Source organism: Desulfosporosinus sp. HMP52, from assembly GCF_000765145.1.
GTDB lineage: Bacteria > Bacillota > Desulfitobacteriia > Desulfitobacteriales > Desulfitobacteriaceae > Desulfosporosinus.
On the sequence record NZ_JMGA01000059.1, the window covers coordinates 42,225 to 60,163 of the forward strand.

At 42.8% G+C, this 17,939-nt stretch carries 14 protein-coding genes; 2 read left to right on the forward strand and 12 right to left on the reverse strand.

Annotated features, from left to right (window positions below):
* Positions 1 to 5: 5 nt before the first annotated feature.
* The 11 genes from miaA to DP73_RS19490 form a co-directional block, all read right to left on the reverse strand.
* Positions 6 to 947 carry a tRNA (adenosine(37)-N6)-dimethylallyltransferase MiaA gene (gene miaA / locus DP73_RS19445; RefSeq protein ID WP_034601879.1) on the reverse strand — a complete coding sequence of 314 codons (942 nt, stop codon included), beginning with the start codon at positions 945 to 947 and terminating at the stop codon, positions 6 to 8.
* Between the two features lie 177 nt (positions 948 to 1,124).
* The gene (gene mutL, locus DP73_RS19450) at positions 1,125 to 3,113 is read right to left on the reverse strand and encodes a DNA mismatch repair endonuclease MutL (RefSeq protein WP_034601880.1); all 1,989 of its coding nucleotides are present in this window, start codon (positions 3,111 to 3,113) and stop codon (positions 1,125 to 1,127) included.
* The gene (locus tag DP73_RS19455; protein WP_034601881.1) at positions 3,110 to 4,444 is read right to left on the reverse strand and encodes a histone deacetylase; all 1,335 of its coding nucleotides are present in this window, start codon (positions 4,442 to 4,444) and stop codon (positions 3,110 to 3,112) included. Before DP73_RS19455 ends, mutL begins: the two co-directional genes overlap by 4 nt.
* Positions 4,441 to 6,108 (reverse strand): hydantoinase/oxoprolinase family protein, encoded by a 1,668-nt coding sequence (locus DP73_RS19460; RefSeq protein WP_034601882.1) that lies wholly within the window; start codon positions 6,106 to 6,108, stop codon positions 4,441 to 4,443. Before DP73_RS19460 ends, DP73_RS19455 begins: the two co-directional genes overlap by 4 nt.
* Positions 6,109 to 6,330: 222 nt before the next feature.
* Complete coding sequence (gene mutS, locus DP73_RS19465; protein ID WP_034601883.1) at positions 6,331 to 8,883, reverse strand: DNA mismatch repair protein MutS; 2,553 nt, start codon at positions 8,881 to 8,883, stop codon at positions 6,331 to 6,333.
* Positions 8,884 to 9,030: 147 nt separating this feature from the next.
* Positions 9,031 to 9,459 (reverse strand): YlbF family regulator, encoded by a 429-nt coding sequence (locus DP73_RS19470; RefSeq protein ID WP_034601884.1) that lies wholly within the window; start codon positions 9,457 to 9,459, stop codon positions 9,031 to 9,033.
* A gap of 76 nt (positions 9,460 to 9,535) precedes the next feature.
* Positions 9,536 to 10,870, reverse strand: coding sequence for a tRNA (N6-isopentenyl adenosine(37)-C2)-methylthiotransferase MiaB (gene miaB / locus DP73_RS19475; RefSeq protein WP_034601898.1), 1,335 nt, complete (start codon positions 10,868 to 10,870; stop codon positions 9,536 to 9,538).
* Positions 10,871 to 11,018: 148 nt separating this feature from the next.
* Complete coding sequence (locus DP73_RS19480; protein ID WP_034601885.1) at positions 11,019 to 12,281, reverse strand: D-alanyl-D-alanine carboxypeptidase family protein; 1,263 nt, start codon at positions 12,279 to 12,281, stop codon at positions 11,019 to 11,021.
* 147 nt (positions 12,282 to 12,428) lie between these two features.
* Positions 12,429 to 13,289 (reverse strand): DegV family protein, encoded by an 861-nt coding sequence (locus DP73_RS19485; RefSeq protein ID WP_034601887.1) that lies wholly within the window; start codon positions 13,287 to 13,289, stop codon positions 12,429 to 12,431.
* Positions 13,290 to 13,455: 166 nt separating this feature from the next.
* Positions 13,456 to 13,578: a hypothetical protein gene (locus tag DP73_RS24285; protein WP_014903309.1), complete on the reverse strand. Its 123-nt coding sequence runs from the start codon at positions 13,576 to 13,578 to the stop codon at positions 13,456 to 13,458.
* 793 nt (positions 13,579 to 14,371) lie between these two features.
* Positions 14,372 to 14,788, reverse strand: a complete 417-nt coding sequence (locus tag DP73_RS19490) for a thioesterase family protein (protein ID WP_034601889.1) — start codon at positions 14,786 to 14,788, stop codon at positions 14,372 to 14,374.
* Between the two features lie 215 nt (positions 14,789 to 15,003).
* Between DP73_RS19490 and DP73_RS19495 the strand changes: the two genes are divergently transcribed.
* Together DP73_RS19495 and DP73_RS19500 are read left to right on the forward strand one after the other, a co-directional pair.
* Positions 15,004 to 15,198, forward strand: coding sequence for a DUF896 domain-containing protein (locus tag DP73_RS19495; RefSeq protein WP_205623418.1), 195 nt, complete (start codon positions 15,004 to 15,006; stop codon positions 15,196 to 15,198).
* Positions 15,199 to 15,363: 165 nt separating this feature from the next.
* On the forward strand, positions 15,364 to 15,651 hold the full coding sequence (locus DP73_RS19500; protein ID WP_034601891.1) for a hypothetical protein: 288 nt from the start codon (positions 15,364 to 15,366) through the stop codon (positions 15,649 to 15,651).
* 121 nt (positions 15,652 to 15,772) lie between these two features.
* Here the strand turns inward: DP73_RS19500 and pyk are convergent, their stop codons facing one another.
* Positions 15,773 to 17,503 (reverse strand): pyruvate kinase, encoded by a 1,731-nt coding sequence (gene pyk, locus DP73_RS19505; RefSeq protein ID WP_034601892.1) that lies wholly within the window; start codon positions 17,501 to 17,503, stop codon positions 15,773 to 15,775.
* Positions 17,504 to 17,939: the final 436 nt, after the last annotated feature.

Genomic DNA, 17,939 nt, shown 5'->3' on the forward strand with positions numbered 1-17,939 from the left:
ATTATCTATTTTACACGAGATTGTTGAGCTCTGCAAGCTTGAACCACAGACTCTAGTAGTTGGTTAAAGTCCGTCTGGATATCATACCAACTAATTCTAGGATCTCTGTTAAACCAGGTTAGCTGTCGTTTGGCAAAATGCCGCGTATCTCGCTGGAGCAGTCGCAGCATTTCAGGCTGAGTGACTAGACCCTGCAAGTGCCAAATAGCGTGTCGGTAGCCGATGCTCTGTAATGGCTTCAATGTGGGAGGATAGCCATCCTTAATAAGTGCTAAAGTCTCCTCTAGCAAACCTTGGGAAAGCATTTCCACGCACCGTTGATTAATTCGCTCATAAATAAGGCTGCGGGGTGCAGTCAGCCCAATATAGAGTACCGAAGGATCCAGAGGTTGGTATTGATCATCTTTAAATTGTCGTTGACTTGATTGAGGTTTCCCTGTCAATTCATAAATTTCAAGAGCTCGAGTAACTCTTAAGACATCGTTAGGATGAAGTTGCTCGGCAGTTTGAGGATCTCGTTTATTAAGTTCTTCATGGAGCAGTAAGTTTCCATGGGAATCGGCAAACTTCTTCCACTTCAAGCGAATTTCCTCACTGCCGTGTTGGGAAAAATCATAAGGATCAAGTAAGGATCTAATATACAGTCCCGTTCCACCCACGATAATCGGAAAATGTCCACGTCCCCTTATTTCCTCTATCAGAGGAGTTGCTAACAATTTAAACTGAGCCGCAGTAAAGGGTTCTGCCGGATCCAGAAAATCAATCAGGTGATGAGGTACTAGTTGGAGTTCTTCAGGTGGAGGTTTAGCCGAACCAATATCCAGCTTCTTATAAACCTGTACAGAATCTCCCGAGATAATTTCTCCGCCAATTTGTTGAGCAAGAGCTAACCCCAAGCCTGACTTACCAATACCCGTTGGGCCAATAATAATAACAAGTGGATACACCTAACCATCTCCAATGCCAAAGTAACTCTTACAACAAAACTATGGAATAACCACTTGTCGAAGTGGGATCAGTTTTAATATATCTACGGGTAGTATACCCATTGTTCCAATGCCCACAAACTTTAAACTGCCTGCACAGCTAAGATAACCCTTAGGTTCTTACCCTTCGCTGTTAATCTATATTCGATAAAAGCGTTTTTCAAGTTCGGAGCGAGTCATAGTAACCATCGTAGGACGTCCATGGGGACAAGTATAGGGATTTTCAGTCCGGCTTAAACTTGCCATTAGTTGCTCCATTTCCGGCAGGCTCAATGAATCTTGCGCTTTAATAGATTCTTTACAGGCTAACATATATATCCATTCTTCTAATATTTTATCAAAGGTGGGCGGGGAATTTTTCATGAGTACATCTTCGATGAACTGACGGAGCATTGCGTCAGCCTGAAATGAACCTGTTTGGACTGGTATCCCTCGCAGTAAATAAGTCCGAGAGCCGAACTGTTCAATTATAAAACCCATTTCATTGAGAATCCAGAGGTTTTCCAAAAGCACTTGTTCTTCCTGGAGTGTAAACTCCATAGGGATCGGAATTAAAAGTGTCTGACTGAATTGATCTGCCGCCTTAAACTCCTTAAGAAGCCGCTCATAGTTGATTCGCTCATGGGCAGCATGTTGGTCGATCATAATAAGAACTTTACCGTCAGTTGCCAGAATGTAAGTGTTGAAAAGTTGGGTTAGTGGCCACATATGGTTAAGGGATTCCCCAGCTGGCGTATTAGAATTAAAATCTTTTTGATTCTCAATTTTTAGTGATTCTATTTGCACAACTTTTTGATATTCAGCTCTAATTGGCTCGATTTGATCAATCTTTTGTTTATCTAAGTTGTCAAGACTAAGCATAGTTTCCTGAGGTAAAGCCTTCGGTTTTTTCTCAATGACGGGAAGTTGACGGGGAAAATCAATTTTCGGTTGTTCATAGGTTTTAGTTTGATTGGATTTTTCGGAGTGCCCAGAATTTATAACAGGCGGAATCGGCAGTTTTGATTCCCGTAGCTTTAGATCACTATAGGAGGATAAAGTCCGAGCCTGAGATTCCTGTCTTGAAAAACTTACAGGCGTGGGTATGTTTGACTTATTAGTCTGAGTCGGTTGAGTTTGCATAGAGGGTAAAGGTTTGCTATTAAGTAAAGTCTGATATACTGCTTCTTTAATAAATTGAGATAGAGCTTGTTCCTCTTTAAAGCGCACATCCATTTTTGTGGGATGAACATTTACGTCATAATCCGCAGGTGAAACCTTCAAATGTAGTACAACAATTGGGTGAAGCTTGACGGGAATTAAGGTGTGATACCCCTCTGTCAGTGCCCGGCTTAAGATGGAAGAGCGGACAGTTCGTCCATTGAGCATAAAATACTGAGACTGTTTAGAAGAACGGACTAAGTTCGGAGGGCTGATAAAGCCTTCAAGCTGCCACTTTTCATGTCGGGCAGTGATTGGCAGCAGTTGGCGAGCGATAGCATGCCCTAGAACTGCTGCTATTGCTTCTCGTAAATCTCCACGTCCCGTTGTTTGCAATACAACTTGACTTGGATGGGTCAGGGTAAAGGCGATTTCCGGGTGAGCTAAAGCAATTCTCCCGATGGTATCGCTGATCAGACCAAATTCTGTCGGAGTGGATTTTAAAAATTTCAAACGGGCCGGTGTATTAAAGAAAAGATCTCGGACGGTAACCGCTGTACCAATTGGGCATCCGATTTCTTCATACTCCCCCTGCCCTGCATCGTTCAAGGTTAGACTTAACCCCGCCACCTCATCGGCGGGACGCGAAGAAATCTGGAGGCGGGAAACGGAAGCGATGCTCGGCAAAGCTTCCCCTCTGAAGCCCAAGGTCTGTAGATGATCTAAATCTTCAATCGTGGTAATTTTAGAGGTGGCGTGACGGATCACCGCTAAAGGTAAATCCTTTGTTCCGATTCCACACCCATCATCCCGTACTCGTATCAAGGGGACACCATTACCTTCGATAGAAATATCAATATGTTTTGCTCCGGCATCAATGGAGTTTTCAACGAGTTCTTTAACCACTGAAGCAGGACGTTCTACGACTTCACCTGCGGCAATTTGATTGGCTGAGTGGGCATCAAGAATATGAATCACCGGTGTCAAAACTTCCTCAATCCTTCTTTCCTGTTCCAGACGTAGTGTGTATCGTGAAGCTGATTCTGAAGAAATCCATAGGAAAAGCTTTCCTTAGAGTTTTGGAGATGCTCCCACAGGTCATAGCCTGCTTGCTCACAACTTGGGCAGGCTTGAAATGGAATCCGTACTAATATTGATTTTTCAGTGTACTTTCTGCTCTCTATGTACACTGTTCCTCCACAATCACTGCACTCACGAACGTAATCATGTCTTGTCTCTTGAAAACCCTCAGTATCATAATAAACAGAATGAGGGCTATAAATCCAGTTTCCACTAGGAAAAAAGGGCTTGCTCTGAAAGGATAGGTTGGGCTTAGCAGCTTCTTGCTGTCTTTTAAGTTCTTGAATATAGGGTTTCAAGGCTGCCAAAGTTACAGTATTGCGCTTTATTTTCTGGGGCTCTCGGACATGATGATAGTCTTCTCCGGCAAGTGCCAGTAAAATGGCCAAGTTGACATATGGGAGTGCCCCCTCAATGGAATATCCACCTTCGAGAACCGCTAAATCCGGCTGAAGAAGTTCTGTAATTCGACCATACCCTGCAGCTGTCAAGTTCATAGAAGCCAGGGGATCTGTGAAATGGTTATCCTGACCGGCAGAATTAATGATGATATCCGGGGCAAAGGCCTGCAAACGTGGTAAGACCCAGTTTTCCAAGACGTAATGGTAGCCTTCATCCCCTGTTCCCGGTGGAAGAGGAATGTTTAGAGTCTGATCCCAGGCATTAAAGCCACCCTTTTCATTGACAAAACCACTTCCCGGATAAAGTGTGCGCCCATCTTGATGCAGAGAAATAAAAAGGACATTGGGGTCATGATAGAAAATATCTTGAGTTCCATCGCCATGATGGACATCTGTATCGACAATCGCAATTTTCTTTTTTCCAAAACGGGCTCTTAAATCGTTGACCAGAATGGCTTCATTGTTAAGAGAACAAAACCCTCGATTACCCCATACTGTAGCACCGGAATGATGACCCGGGGGGCGGGCCATTACAAATCCATTATGAATTTCACCCTTCACCTGTGCTTCGCCCAGAAGAAGTGAACTGCCTGCGGAAATAAGATGAGGATCCAGACCCGACCTATGGGCTTCCGGATTCGGGAATAAGGCTTGGGTTCTGAGGACATCTTTCAGAGCCGCAACACGAGGAGAATACTGCTTGATCTGAGGTAAATCAAGAACTCCCTCTTCAAAAAGCTGTTCTTGGGTATAGAGGAGACGCTCTTCACGTTCCGGATGGGAGTCGCCTAATGACCAATCGAAAGCCGGGAAAAATAATATTCCTGTTTTTTTCATCCTTGTACCCTCCCGATTACACCGGGCCGAACGTGGACAGCCCCGCGGACGATTTGCCCCACAGTTTGATAGTTTTGGACGATGGGAAAGAAATCAAAGGGTTCCTTCTCCATGTCCTGAACTTCAATACCATAGTCTGCAGCTTGCTGTTGAGCAAGTGCTTCGATAAAGCCTGCCACTTCCCGGTGGGGTCGGAGAGCACCCGTCCACTTCCCTTGTTCTCCCGTCTCTTCCACACGATACTGTTTCATATAAGTATCCAGGTGCAGAGTACAGTCAAAGGTGGGTTTGGAAAGAGCGGCACCCAGTGCATTAGAAACCTCCGGAAAAGCCCCCAGCTGTACCGGTGTTTTAAGTCTGTTTCCCAGGGCTGTAGTAATTCCTCTGGCTCCCCCACCACTAACGATTGTCTTAAAAGTTTTGTTTTCCTGGGGATGAAGAACTTCCCAAACCTTGTAGGCCGGTTCTTCTTGCCATTCACGTTGGAGAGAATCTACGGCTCTAGCTATTTTTTCAACAACGATATTGATAATGTCTAGAGCTAGCTTCTCAAGAGTCTCTGGGGTTCTTTGTTCCGACGGTAAAAGAGAGCCCAGTCCTTCTTCTGCCAGACCTAGGTCACCATAGTCAATTAGTTGCAGGTAACGCATGGCATCTGTAGGGGTTGGGTTTCCTCCCCCCAGACAATATGCCGAACCCAGTCGATAGTTTTCCAGCACAACACCCTGATCATTGAGACGGACAACTGAGTCTCCACCCACCGGAATAGAGCGTACGGCAAGGGAGCGGACAAGAGTGGAAAACTCACCGATCCGAGCTCCTTTTGCACTAAGGAGCGGAACTCCTGATAAAGCCAAACCAATATCTGTCGTGGTACCCCCAATATCAACAATAATCGATGATTCATCAGGCGAGGTTTGAGTTAATGCGGCTAGGACACTCGCTGCGGGTCCGGAATAAATAGAATCGATAGGACGGATTTTGGCTAGTGGTAAGCTTCCTCCGTCCGCCTTGAGAATGAAAATAGGGGCTTGAATATTCCGGGCCTTAACCGCTGCTTGCAGTTGTTGGACAAATTGTTGGTAGAGGTCAGAAACACCTAGATTAAGATAAGTCGTTAGACTGCGTCGATAAAAATTTGACTGGCCCCACTCATGACCGAGGGCCATTCTTATCGAAGGATTATGTTCTTTAAGATAAGCTGCCAACAGATTTTCGTGCAGAGAGTTGCGGTGGGAAAACTTCCCCACAATTGCTACGTGGCTGTAATCATCCTCTAAATCGGCTAAGTTTAGTTTCTGCCATTCCTCTTCATTGGGTGACGTGATTTCTCTGCCCCGATAATCCATTTCCCCTCTAAGTTCTGTGTAAGTAACCGGCCAAGGAAGTGCATCAACTTTCATTCCATTCCCAGAGAATAAGAATAATTTAACCGGAGGAATTCTGTTCTGGAGTATAGCGTTTGTAACTAGTGTGGTACTTACAGTGATTTGGCTGATCTCTTGTTCGTCTTGGATTTTCAAGTTGTCAAAAGCGTTCATAAGGGTTTCGACTAAGTTTTTAGACTGTGTGGGCACCTTAGCGGTGTGTTGGATCTGATCATTGGTAATATAAACGGCATCAGTATAAGTTCCTCCCACATCAATACCTATTCGGTTGAACATAATTTACCCCCTTTATCGGTGTTCGAAGTTCAATGTAGGATCACAAATCTGCTACGAAACATCGAACTGTTTTCCTGAACATTACTTTTACGGGACTTGAAAGTTCACCTTACCTGAACTGGGTCATCACCATAATTTTGCATCCTTCGATTTCCTTTTAGGAAGTCGCACCTTACTCAGATTACCTTAAGCTAGTCTTTCAGATTTCGAACCTCGAGTACCCTACAAGGTTTCTGTCGCTTGGATACGCTCCCGCAAATCAAAGAGATATTGGAGAGCTTGACGAGCAGTCATATCTTCCAAAGGCAGCTTCTCAATCTCTTGCAGAAGGGGATGGACTTTCGGAACATCGAATAATGAGAATTGAGTAATAACCTCTGCCGTCTTGTCAGAAGCATGTACGGGTTCAGATGATTCCAGCTCTAAGAGTAAGGCTTTAGCACGAATAATTAGTTCCTGAGGCAGGCCGGCCAGCCTGGCTACTTGAATGCCATAACTGCGGTCTGCTCGACCGGGTAAGATTTTGTGTAAAAATACAATATCCTCTCCTCGTTCCTTAACTCCAACATGGAGGTTAAAGAGTCCGGGGAAGTTATCCTGAAGCTGAGTCAACTCATGATAGTGGGTAGCAAAGAGAGTCTTAGGGGTAAACTGAGGATTTTGCACAAGATGCTCGCTGACGGCCCAAGCAATACTTAGTCCGTCATAAGTGGCAGTTCCTCGTCCGATTTCATCCAAGATGATCAAGCTATTTCTGCTGGCATATTTCAAAATGTGTGCTACTTCATGCATCTCAACCATGAATGTACTTTGACCTGCCGCCAAGTCATCCGATGCTCCTACCCGAGTAAAAATGCGATCGACCAAGGCAATATTAGCCTTTTTCGCTGGGACAAAGGAACCAATGTGAGCCATTAATACTATTAAGGCCACCTGCCTCATATAGGTTGATTTACCAGCCATATTGGGACCGGTGATGAGGGCTAAATGTTGATTTTCGGACATAAGTGTATCATTAGGAACAAAGGTGCCTTGTTCAATCATTTTTTCAACGACCGGGTGACGACCTTCCGTTATCTGAATTTGTCCATCCGTCTTGATCTGGGGACGAACATAATGATTATTAACAGCTACTTCTGCTAAGCTAACAAAAACGTCGATTTCTGCTAAGACTTGAGCAACGCTGATGATTTTTTTGGCATTTGTTCGAACCTGTTCTCGCAAGGCCAATAAAAGTTCGTATTCCAGGTCTTTTAGTTTTTCCTCGGCACCAATAATTTTTAGTTCATATTCCTTAAGTTCCGGAGTAATAAATCTTTCAGCATTAGACAAAGTTTGCTTACGTTGATAATCCCCGGGTACAAGATGAGCATTGGCATGAGTTATCTCGATATAGTAACCAAAGACTTTATTATACCCTATCTTTAGGGAGCGGATTCCGGTGCGTTCCCGTTCCGCATTCTCTAACTGGGCCAACCACTCTTTACCACCTGTTGCAATGATCCGTAATTCGTCAACTTCCTGAGAATAACCGGTCTTAATTATATTTCCTTCTCGTAGAGATAATGGTGGGTTAGGATTAATCGCCTTCTGCAAATTCTCCACGAATGAACCTAGACCATCTAGCTTAGGCACTTTGACTTTTAGAGTTTCGGCAGTGCTTGAAATAATAATTGCGGAAATATCAGGAAGCAAAGCTAAAGTTTGAGTCAATAATAATAGATCTTTAGCATTAGCTGTACCGTAAGATACTTTTCCCATTAATCGCTCCAGGTCATAAACCTCTGAAAGAAGTTTTTGTAGATCTTTACGAAGAAAAGCATCCGCAATTAGTTCTTCTATGGCGTTAAGGCGTCCTTCTATCTCATCTTGCTTAAGCAAGGGCTTGTCAATCCAATGCCTCAAAAGTCTACCCCCGAAGGCAGTTTGGGTGGCATCAAGAACAGAAAGCAGGGTTCCCTTCTTTCCAATACCTCTGAGGGATTCAGTTAGCTCTAAATTTCGTCGCGTCCATTGGTCAAGAAACATCCAACGTTCAGAGCGGTATGTTTTGATTTCAACAATATGAGTAGGGTCAACCCCTGGCATAGTCTCCAATAAATAGCTCCATAAACCGGTAGCAGCAAAGGCTGCAATTGGAAATTCAGTGAATAATCCCTTTTGGCTATGGAAATGCTCCCGCATGACTGAGGTTTTAAAGGTTGTTTGTTCGCGAACAGTACAGTAATATTGCACCCACAACTTAGGGTTTTTGCTGAGTTCAGGTGTTAGGAGAAGCTCTGCAGGATTTATACGAGCAATTTCGGCCAGCAAAACATCCAGGTGAGGAGTTTGAAAAACTGTGAATTCACCAGTCGATATATCCAGAAAGGCCAGTCCCCATTGTTCAGAGTAATACACACTTGCCAAATAATGGTTTGATCCTTCGGCAACTGATTCTGTCAGTGTACCTGGAGATACGATGCGAATGATATCTCGTTTAACAATCCCTTTGGAAGCCTTTGCATCTTCAACTTGTTCACAAATTGCAACTTTATGCCCTGAACGAACCAGCTTTACTAAATAGTTTTCCACAGCATGATAAGGGATTCCACACATTGGAACCCTTTTTCCATCCCCGGCATCTCTACCCGTTAAGGCGATTTGTAAAATAGGTGCTGCAACTTCGGCATCTTCACCAAACATTTCATAAAAATCCCCTAATCGAAAAAACAGAATCGCATCCGGAGCTTGTTCTTTTATGCTCTTATATTGCAGCATCATGGGGGTAGTCATTTATGCTTCTCCCCTTTAAGTCAATTTATATCCAAAAGAGATTGATTAGTTAGTCAATCATTCTTATAAATCCTTAAACCCCAAAAGGGAAGAGCTCAGATTAAAGCCCTTCCCTCTCGTTAGTTTTGTGATTGGTATTGTGGGGAATTAGATTCCTCCGCAACCACAGCCTGCACTTCCACAACCTCCAGGGTTACATCCGCTGGGATCGCAACTGTTATCCTCGCAGGAACAACCTCCTGACGCTCCCGCAATCGCACTTGCTAGAATGGCATTAACACTATCCAACATTTCTGTGAATTTGTCTTGTGCATCCATATAAGCTGCAATGGCGTCATTGGCCTGAACTTTAGCTTCGATTTCGTCAACCGCAATTTTATCAGCTTCAGAAGGCTCTGCCCCATTTTGTTGAACTTCCATGAAATGTTCCTGAGCTTTCTGTAATTCTGCAATCAATTGTTGTGCTGAAGGATCAGCAGCCATTGCATCTTCCTTACTATGCAATTCAGCAAGTTCGGAGCTTCGTGCAATAGCGTCAGCTAAGAGTCGAGCATGTTCGATTATTTCATTTGTCATGTGTCACACCTCCATATATTACATTCTACATAGAATAGTATGATTCCTGCTTATAATTTGCATTCTCAAACAAATTCTACATTTCTGGGTTCACGATTTCGCCAACCAGTGTCCATGTTGAAGCCTCGATAATTTGAATATTTACTAAAGAACCAATAATGTTGGAATTACCTTTAAAAACAACTAGTTCATTTCCGCGTGTTCGTCCGGTAAAACGCTCAGGATTTGTTTTGCTCGGACCTTCTACCAATATCTCGTAGGTTTTTCCTATCATACGTTGGCGCCATTCCAGACTCTGAGCGTTTTGAACACTCATTAATCTCTGTAACCTGCGCTTTTTGATATCGAGGGGAATTTGGTCTTCCATATCGGCGGCCAGTGTTCCTGAACGTTTTGAGTACATAAACGTAAAGGCATGACTATACTGGATTAAATTCATAATTTCTAAGGTTTGTTCGAAGTCCGTCTCAGATTCCCCTGGAAAACCAACAATTATGTCCGTGGTCAAGCTTGCCTGAGGCAAGAGTTCACGTATCTTACTGATTCTACTGAGGTAGTATTCCCTGGTGTATTTCCGATTCATGCGTTCCAAAATAAAATTACTCCCAGATTGGATGGGGAGATGAAAGTGTTCGCACAGTTTCTCTCCTGAAGCAACGACGGAGATTAGCTTGTCTGACAAATCTTTAGGATGAGAAGTGATAAAACGCACCCGCAAAAGTCCGGGGATCTGATCAACCTCCTGCAGCAAATCAGCGAAATCATAGGGGGGCGAAAACTCCTTACCATAGGAATTTACATTTTGCCCAAGTAAGGTAACCTCCCGACATCCACTGGCCACCAGGTCTTTAATCTCTTGAATAATTTCCTCAGGTTTACGACTTCTCTCTCGGCCCCGAACATGGGGGACAATACAATAGGAGCAAAAGTTATTACAGCCATACATAATATTTACATTTGCCTGAAGCTTGCCTTTTTCAGCTAGGGGAGTTGATTCTAAGGTTTTTTGGGGTTCTTTCCACACTTCCGCTGCTTTTTCCCCTTGCTCCGCTTTATGCAATAGAGCAGAAAACTCATGAAGATTATGGGTTCCTGTCCAGATATCTATATGGGGGGCCCGTTTTTGAAGTTTCTCTAAAGCACCCGGTTGTTGAACCATGCATCCACTAATGGCAATTTTCAGATTGGGATTCTTTTCTTTCAGCCTTTTTAGCTCTCCGATTTTTCCTAATATTTTGTTCTCGGCGCTCTCTCTTACACAACAGGTATTTATTATCACTAGATCCGCACTGGCAAGATCATCTGAACTCGTGTAACCTTCTTGGCGGGTTATCTGTTTTAAGGTCTCAGCATCACGTTCTGACATCTGGCAGCCATAGGCTAAAGTAACTACTTTTTTTTCTTTTTCCAAGTAATGTTCAACTCCAAATCCCACTATTAAAATTATGCTCTTAGTATAAGATTGCTGTTAGAATCTTGAGTGCCTGATCATATAACTAGCTGCAAGAGATATTATGCACTTTCTCAGGCAATTTTATAATAATTCCTTCTCTAAGCCATTATAACCCATCTCTTCTTCTCGACCGCCTGACCTGCCTTCGCCAATAAAGAGTTTTTCGACGCTTCTTATACAAGGAGTTTAAGAAAAATATAGTCCCTGATAAAAGCAATGTTCCAATAATCCAAGTTGAAAAGGTTGAAATAGATCCGGCAAAAGATGCTTTAACCGGTTCCGGATGAACTGACTTAGCAGCTTTTAAAGGAAATATATCTATTTGGTTCTCCCCCTCTAAAACCGCAACTTGCGCAAGGACTTGTCCCTCTTCAACGGATGTTAAGGGGTCTGTCGATAAGGGTGTTACACGGAGATTTAGAGTATTCTCCGGTGCATTAAGCTTTTGGGTTGAATAGATTGGTTGATCGAGGACAAGATCTACAGATTCAGTATTGACAGTAATTGATGAAATAACGGCCCCAGCGGGTTTGATTATCGTATTGCTAAACTGAGTAAAGCCATAATCAAACATATTTTGCATATCAGTATAGATTTCTCGCCCGGGTGACTTAAGAATTACCCCAATCAGTTGACGTCCATCTTTAGTGGCTGAGGCAACAAGACAATTTTGGGCAGCGGCAGTATAACCTGTCTTGATGCCATCCACCGAAGAGTCTCTCCACAATAATTTATTCTCATTAACCATTAAGACGGGAACATCTGCCTTAGATCTGGAGATAGGCTGGGTCTTAGTGCGTACGAACTCAGCAAATATTGGATTTTGATAGGCCTCTCGGGCAATAAGGGCCAGATCATGAGCAGTTGTCAGATGTCCTGTTTCTGTTAAACCACTTGGATTTACAAAATGTGTATTAGTAGCCCCAATTTCACTGGCACGCTGGTTCATCATCTCCACAAAGTGGCTCATGTCCTTGCCAACATATTCAGCCAGGGTAACTGCCGCATCATTAGCTGAATTCAACAAGGTTGCATAGAGGAGATCTTTAAAGAGTATTTGTTCTCCGGGTTCTAGGTATATTTGAGTACCATAAACTACTTTATTATTTAACATAGTTTTACTAACCGTCACCATATCGTCAAAGTTTCCATTTTCGATGGCTAGAAGCCCTGTCATTATTTTAGTAGTGCTTGCCGGAGCTAATTGTTTATCAGGGTTTTTCACAAAAAGGGTTTGTCCAGATGATACGTCAATCAAGTATGCACCTTCTCCACGGACATCCGGCGGAGATGTATTTTCAGCATAAGCAACTGGTGAGGAGCTGATTATTATGAATAATGCCAGAAAAACCGATCTAAATAATTTCAAAAGTGTTCCCCCTATAACAGCTTGAATAGTTTAACAAACATACCATGTAAGGCAAACTTTCTAGCGGTGCACTAATCTCAATAAATCTGAGGTTAGTCTGCATCGCACTTGTCGGCCCTTATTCAACAGTAAAATGTCAAGATTTAGTTATTTTGAAGTCGGATAGAAAAGAGCCAGGGTTCCGGGTCCGGTATGGCTACCAACAACACATCCTATTTCACTAATCCAAATATCTTTAACTTGAAACCGTTGGCGAATCTCCTCAGCTAAGATTTGTGCATCACTAAAGCAGGTTGAATGAGATATTCCAATCACTTGCTGGTGGAGATTTTCCATGTTTTCCAAGTCATCCGCCATGATCTCAACCAATTTGCGAATAGCTGCACGTCTGGTACGAACTTTAGCAAAGGGTTCAATCTTTCCTTCGGAAGTAAAGTGCAATATAGGCTTAACATCGAGGAGCCCACCAATAAATCCGGCTGGTCTACTAACTCTGCCACCTTTAACAAGATACTCTAAATTGTCTATCGTGAAAACGTAACGCATGTTTTTCCGATACTCTAAGATAGTTTTTTCAGCCTCTTCCCAAGAGGAAGCAAATTGCAAAACATTTTGAGCAAATAAAGCTAATAAGCCATAACCAAACGAGGCACCTAAGCTATCGATGACGTGAACGCGCTCGGGAGCAGAGGTCATCTCACGAATCATTCGCGCGGTGGAAAGCGTTGAACTTAAACCAGAGGAAAGATGAATCGCAACAACCTCATGACCTTCTGACAAAATTTTCTCATAGGTTTCCAAAAGGGTGTTTGGATTGGGTTGAGATGTTTTAGGCAATTCTTTAAAGGTTTCAAATTTCGAATAGAAGTCATTAGCCTGTAAATTAATTCCTTCTAAAAATATTTCCCCATCAATTGTAACGGGCATGGGAACAGTAGTTATGCCTGAATTTGTTGCTTTGTCCAAAGGAATATCAGAGGAACTGTCAACAACTACTTTAAAGGACATTGTTACACCTCCTACAAAACGATACAAATCTATAACTCAATTTATATTCTGTGTAAACGAAGATTATCCTGCTACTCCAAAACAAAAATAAAAGCCCATCTAATGATGAGCAAATTATTTGCCTGATTAAATTCTAACACGAGATAGAAAGGAATTATCCGTAGTTCTATGATGCTATCTTTTGAATGATTGCGTGCTGACCAAGGATTGCCATTAGATTAGGAAGTTCTTGATTTTTAACGACTCGATAATTGACTTCTTCCCCTTCAATCCAAGTTACAAGAAACATAGGATCCCTTCTCTCTTTGTATTATGTATACATAATACCACATGGCAAGTAAGGATTCAAATATCCGTCATATGATTATTTTATGTTGGAGTAGACTTCCATACCGCTGCTAAGGAAGCACAAGCTTAGGATGAAAATTGGGGTCGCTTGGGGTAGGGCAGCTTCGTCCACATCCGTGCAAGAAAGCTAATTCGTGCGAAGACAGTGTCTTCGTACTCAGCACTCCGAGGCTCACCTACTCGCTTGGGCGGGAGCTCCGCCAAACCACTGGGTAGTACCTGAGGTGAACCTGTGGCTCCGCTTCCCACCCAAGCTTTGTAGGCTCTACCGCCTCTCCATGCAATGAGTTCACTCCTGTGGATCGAAGTCGCCCTGTCTTTCAGGTCTTTATCTTAAGAGTGTTTTGGGGTGTTTTCAGGGTAGCCCTTCCTCTCACGCTAGAGATTCGCGAAGGCTTACCTGAGTCCCCAAGGTAATACTTACACTCCTAGCAAACTGGCTGGAGGAGCGCTTTTCTGCTAAGCGGATGCGTCAGTGAAGCCGCGGTAAGGCGAGCATCGACGGTTCGCGTCCTCGTAGCGCGCCGCAGGGCTTGTCCAGGGATGGACTGATGCCGCGGTGCCATGGATGGCAAGGAGCGGCACACATGCAGGAATACCCAGAGGTTCGGACGCGCTCGCGAACCGTCCAGCGAGCCAGCGGTGGAACTCGCAGACGCGTGCGGAACGAAGACACCGTCTTCGCACGGGTTAACAAAGCTAAAAAGCGCTCCCCCCGGATTTCAACTTCCATTTTATTCCCTTTTTGCAAATAGAGGCTCCAAGCGACCCCATATGTCATATTTGCGAACATCAGCTAGCCGTCCCTCTTGATTCAAGAAAACATGAACAGTCTTTCCTTCTGCTAATAAGGTTTGATCTCGATATACATGGTAACTAAATACAACTCTGCGTGTAGTCATGTTTTCGATTTCAGTAACAATAACAAGCTCATCATCATAGCGAGCAGGTTGACGATATCTGCAATTAGCCTCGATTACTGCTAAACCCAGACCTTGTTTTTCAAATTCTGTATAAGGAAGGTTTAACTCTCTAAACAATTCTGATCGCCCTACTTCAAACCAGATTAGATAATTTGAATGATAAACAATTCCCATTTGATCTGTTTCTGCATAACGTACACGTAAAGTTGTTTTTGATGACAAAATCATTTAAACGGCCTTCTTTCCTACTAAATATTGTGTGTTAGTACATAATCACTTTTACTGGGCTAAAAACCAGACCTAAAAAATATTAAAATGCAAATCTATTATAGAGGCAATTTGTAAGTAATTTCTCACTTATGCTATAATGAGCTGAAAATGATGATAGTTCGGTAGTTTGTGATTCAAATGATAATGTATATCCAAAAAAAGGAGGATCATCCTTGAGTACTTCAGCCATACAAATATTTATCGAACGAATTAATGAGTTGTCCCGAAAAAAACGGACAGTTGGTTTAGAGGAATGGGAAGCAGCAGAGCAAGAAGCCTTACGCCAAGAGTACCTGACTTTTATTCGTGAACAAGTTAAAGAAACTCTAAGCAATGTCCAAGTTGAAGAGGACTCCCCTCTACAATAACAAGAATTAACTCAAAATCAAGTAAATACTAATATTTTTAGAGCAAGAATTTCTTGCTCTATTTTTATGTCTCTTCCATTTAACCCTTTCAAAAGCGTATTTGTTTTAATCATAAAGCAAATAATAACAATGTTAGATAAACTTGATGTAAGGAGGAGATCATCTTTGCCCGAACGTATTATTAAGTATGGTGGAGTAAAATTCCGAAATCTTGTGCCCCCGGTGAAAATAAACCGCTTTGTCAATAGTTTACCCCGGGATAAACGGGATTCTTTATTTGAGATTGCCAGCGAATTACAGCATGCAGGCTTAATTCGAGTCTTTAATGACCGGGAGCATAGTACAATTGATAAAGATTTGGTTGATGATCAAATGACTAATACAGGAAATTATAATCATGATTTACAAAGTCTTAAAAGAAGTATGGATGATTCAATAACCCTCCCTAAATAATTGCAAAAATCCAGAGTAAACGCGAATAGTCCAAGGACTATTCGCGTTTCTATGTTATGCCTGGCCTTAGTATTTTAAGTAGGCGATGCTTAGATATTGAAGGGTTAATACTGAAACAGGGTTATAAAATACTAACTGACCCCTCATACATCATTCCGGTTAAAGCATCAACAGTCAGTGTCTGACCATCTTCAACCTTAGAAAAAGCTTCCCTGGCACCAACAATTGTCGGAATTCCATATTGCAATCCAGTTATGGCTGCATGAGATGTTAAGCCTGCCTCTTCAACGACTAAGGCACCAGCCCGGGAGATCAATGGTACAAACAGTGCATCTGTTGATTCCGCAATTAATACTTCCCCTTCATTGAATACAGCTTTTTCAGGATCTTGGACTTTACGGGCTATACCTGAATAGGATTTACGCCCAATCCCAATTCCCTTAGACAAAATATTACCCATTATTTGAACCTTAATCATATTTGTTGACCCGACTTTGCCAATTGGTACCCCGGCAGTTATTACGACAACATCACCGGCCTGGATGAGGCTTTTATTCAAAGAGGTGTTAACAGTTACTGCCAACATTTCATCCGTTCCGGGACTTTCAGGAACAATAATGGGTTGTACACCCCATAGAAGGGAAAGCTTTCTTGCGGTATTGTCAAAAGGGGTTGCCGCAATAATCATTGCCATAGGTCTATATTTGGAAATCATACGTGCAGTTAATCCTGAATGGGTAGGAGTGAGAATTGCAGCGGCTTTGAGGTCTTTGGCAATCGTGTAGCTGGCAAAGCTGATTGCTTCTGCAACCTTGGCAGAATGACGAGATGCTTGATCATTCTTGCAAGTTTTTTCAGTTCTTTGAGCAATCTTGTCCATCATTTTGACCGCTTCTATTGGAAATAACCCAGCTGCTGTTTCACCGGAGAGCATAATAGCGTCCGTACCATCCAGAATGGCATTAGCTACATCACTGGCTTCTGCTCGTGTAGGCCTTGGCTGACGAATCATGGAATCTAACATTTGGGTTGCAACAATAACAGGTTTACCTAACAAATTACACTTACGAATCATTTCCTTTTGCCTGATGGGAACTTCTTCGACGGGTATTTCTACCCCCAGATCTCCCCGAGCAACCATAAGCCCATCAGCAACCTCGAGAATATCATCTAAATTATTGATTCCTTCTTGACTCTCGATCTTGGCAATAATGTGGACATCGGCACCCATTTCTTCCACTACTCTGCGGACATCAAGGATATTTATAGCCTTACGAGTAAAAGATGCAGCAATGAAGTCGATTCCTTGGGAGATGCCAAAGCGGATATCCTCAATATCTTTTTCAGTAACTGCTGGTAAATCAATCAGCGCATTCGGTGCATTCACACCTTTTTGAGACTTTAAAACCCCTCCGTTGCGAACAATTGTCCGAATAATATTCTCTTCTGTGGAAGTCACTTCAAGGTCTATCTGTCCATCGTCGATAAGTATGTGACTACCGGGCTCAATTTTACGCCATAAATTAGTATAAGTAATTCCTACCCGCTGCTGATTGCCAAGGCTTAGATCTGTGTCTAAGATAAACTCCGTTCCATTGTTAAGGGTAATACCACCCTCAGGAACTTTTCCCGTTCGTACCTCAGGCCCTTTAGTATCAAGAAGTATTCCTAAATGTTTCCCAAACTTGGCAGCTTCCCTTCTTAAAATCTCAATTCTTCTGCCATGTTCTTCGTGGGTTCCATGGGAAAAATTCAGGCGTGCAACATCCATACCAGCGACAAGCAGTTCCTGAACCTTCTCCGGAGATTCACTTGCCGGACCAATGGTACAAACAATTTTTGTCCTTCTCATATATTTCTCCTTCAAGTTATCAAGTGATTCTTAGCTTCAGATGGAGTTTGCCTAAGAGGAATACTTACTCCATCTGAAGCTTAGAAGAACTTATCCAGGGACGTAGCAGCCGTTATCTCATCCTCACCGCTAAAGTTGTTCTGGGTAGTTTGCGGTTCGGCGAAAGCAACCTACGCCGTTATGCTTTTCTCTGCTGCAGGCGGCTTGGGCGAAACCCTCACCCGGGTTTCGTGCTGGATGCTTTCGTACTTATAGAAGATGGGAGTCTTACGGCTGGTAGTCATCGGATATACCTTTTGTTTGCTTATTTTAGAGAGGAATAGTATTCAGGGCTGATCTTCCTTTTATTATAATTAAAAACTATGTTAATAGGCAGTTTGAGTACCCTTATTTCGAATTTTTGAACGACTCAATTTGCTTTGTATTAAGCTAAATG

What these genes read in the sequence shown, in the direction of transcription:
- DP73_RS19455 (WP_034601881.1), bottom strand. Translation starts at nt 4,444, where the DNA reads ATGAAAAAAACAGGAATATTATTTTTCCCGGCTTTCGATTGGTCATTA.
- DP73_RS19460 (WP_034601882.1), bottom strand. Translation starts at nt 6,108, where the DNA reads ATGTTCAACCGAATAGGTATTGATGTGGGAGGAACTTATACTGATGCC.
- mutS (WP_034601883.1), bottom strand. Translation starts at nt 8,883, where the DNA reads ATGACTACCCCCATGATGCTGCAATATAAGAGCATAAAAGAACAAGCT.
- DP73_RS19470 (WP_034601884.1), bottom strand. Translation starts at nt 9,459, where the DNA reads ATGACAAATGAAATAATCGAACATGCTCGACTCTTAGCTGACGCTATT.
- DP73_RS19485 (WP_034601887.1), bottom strand. Translation starts at nt 13,289, where the DNA reads ATGTCCTTTAAAGTAGTTGTTGACAGTTCCTCTGATATTCCTTTGGAC.
- DP73_RS24285 (WP_014903309.1), bottom strand. Translation starts at nt 13,578, where the DNA reads ATGTTTCTTGTAACTTGGATTGAAGGGGAAGAAGTCAATTATCGAGTC.
- DP73_RS19490 (WP_034601889.1), bottom strand. Translation starts at nt 14,788, where the DNA reads ATGATTTTGTCATCAAAAACAACTTTACGTGTACGTTATGCAGAAACA.
- pyk (WP_034601892.1), bottom strand. Translation starts at nt 17,503, where the DNA reads ATGAGAAGGACAAAAATTGTTTGTACCATTGGTCCGGCAAGTGAATCT.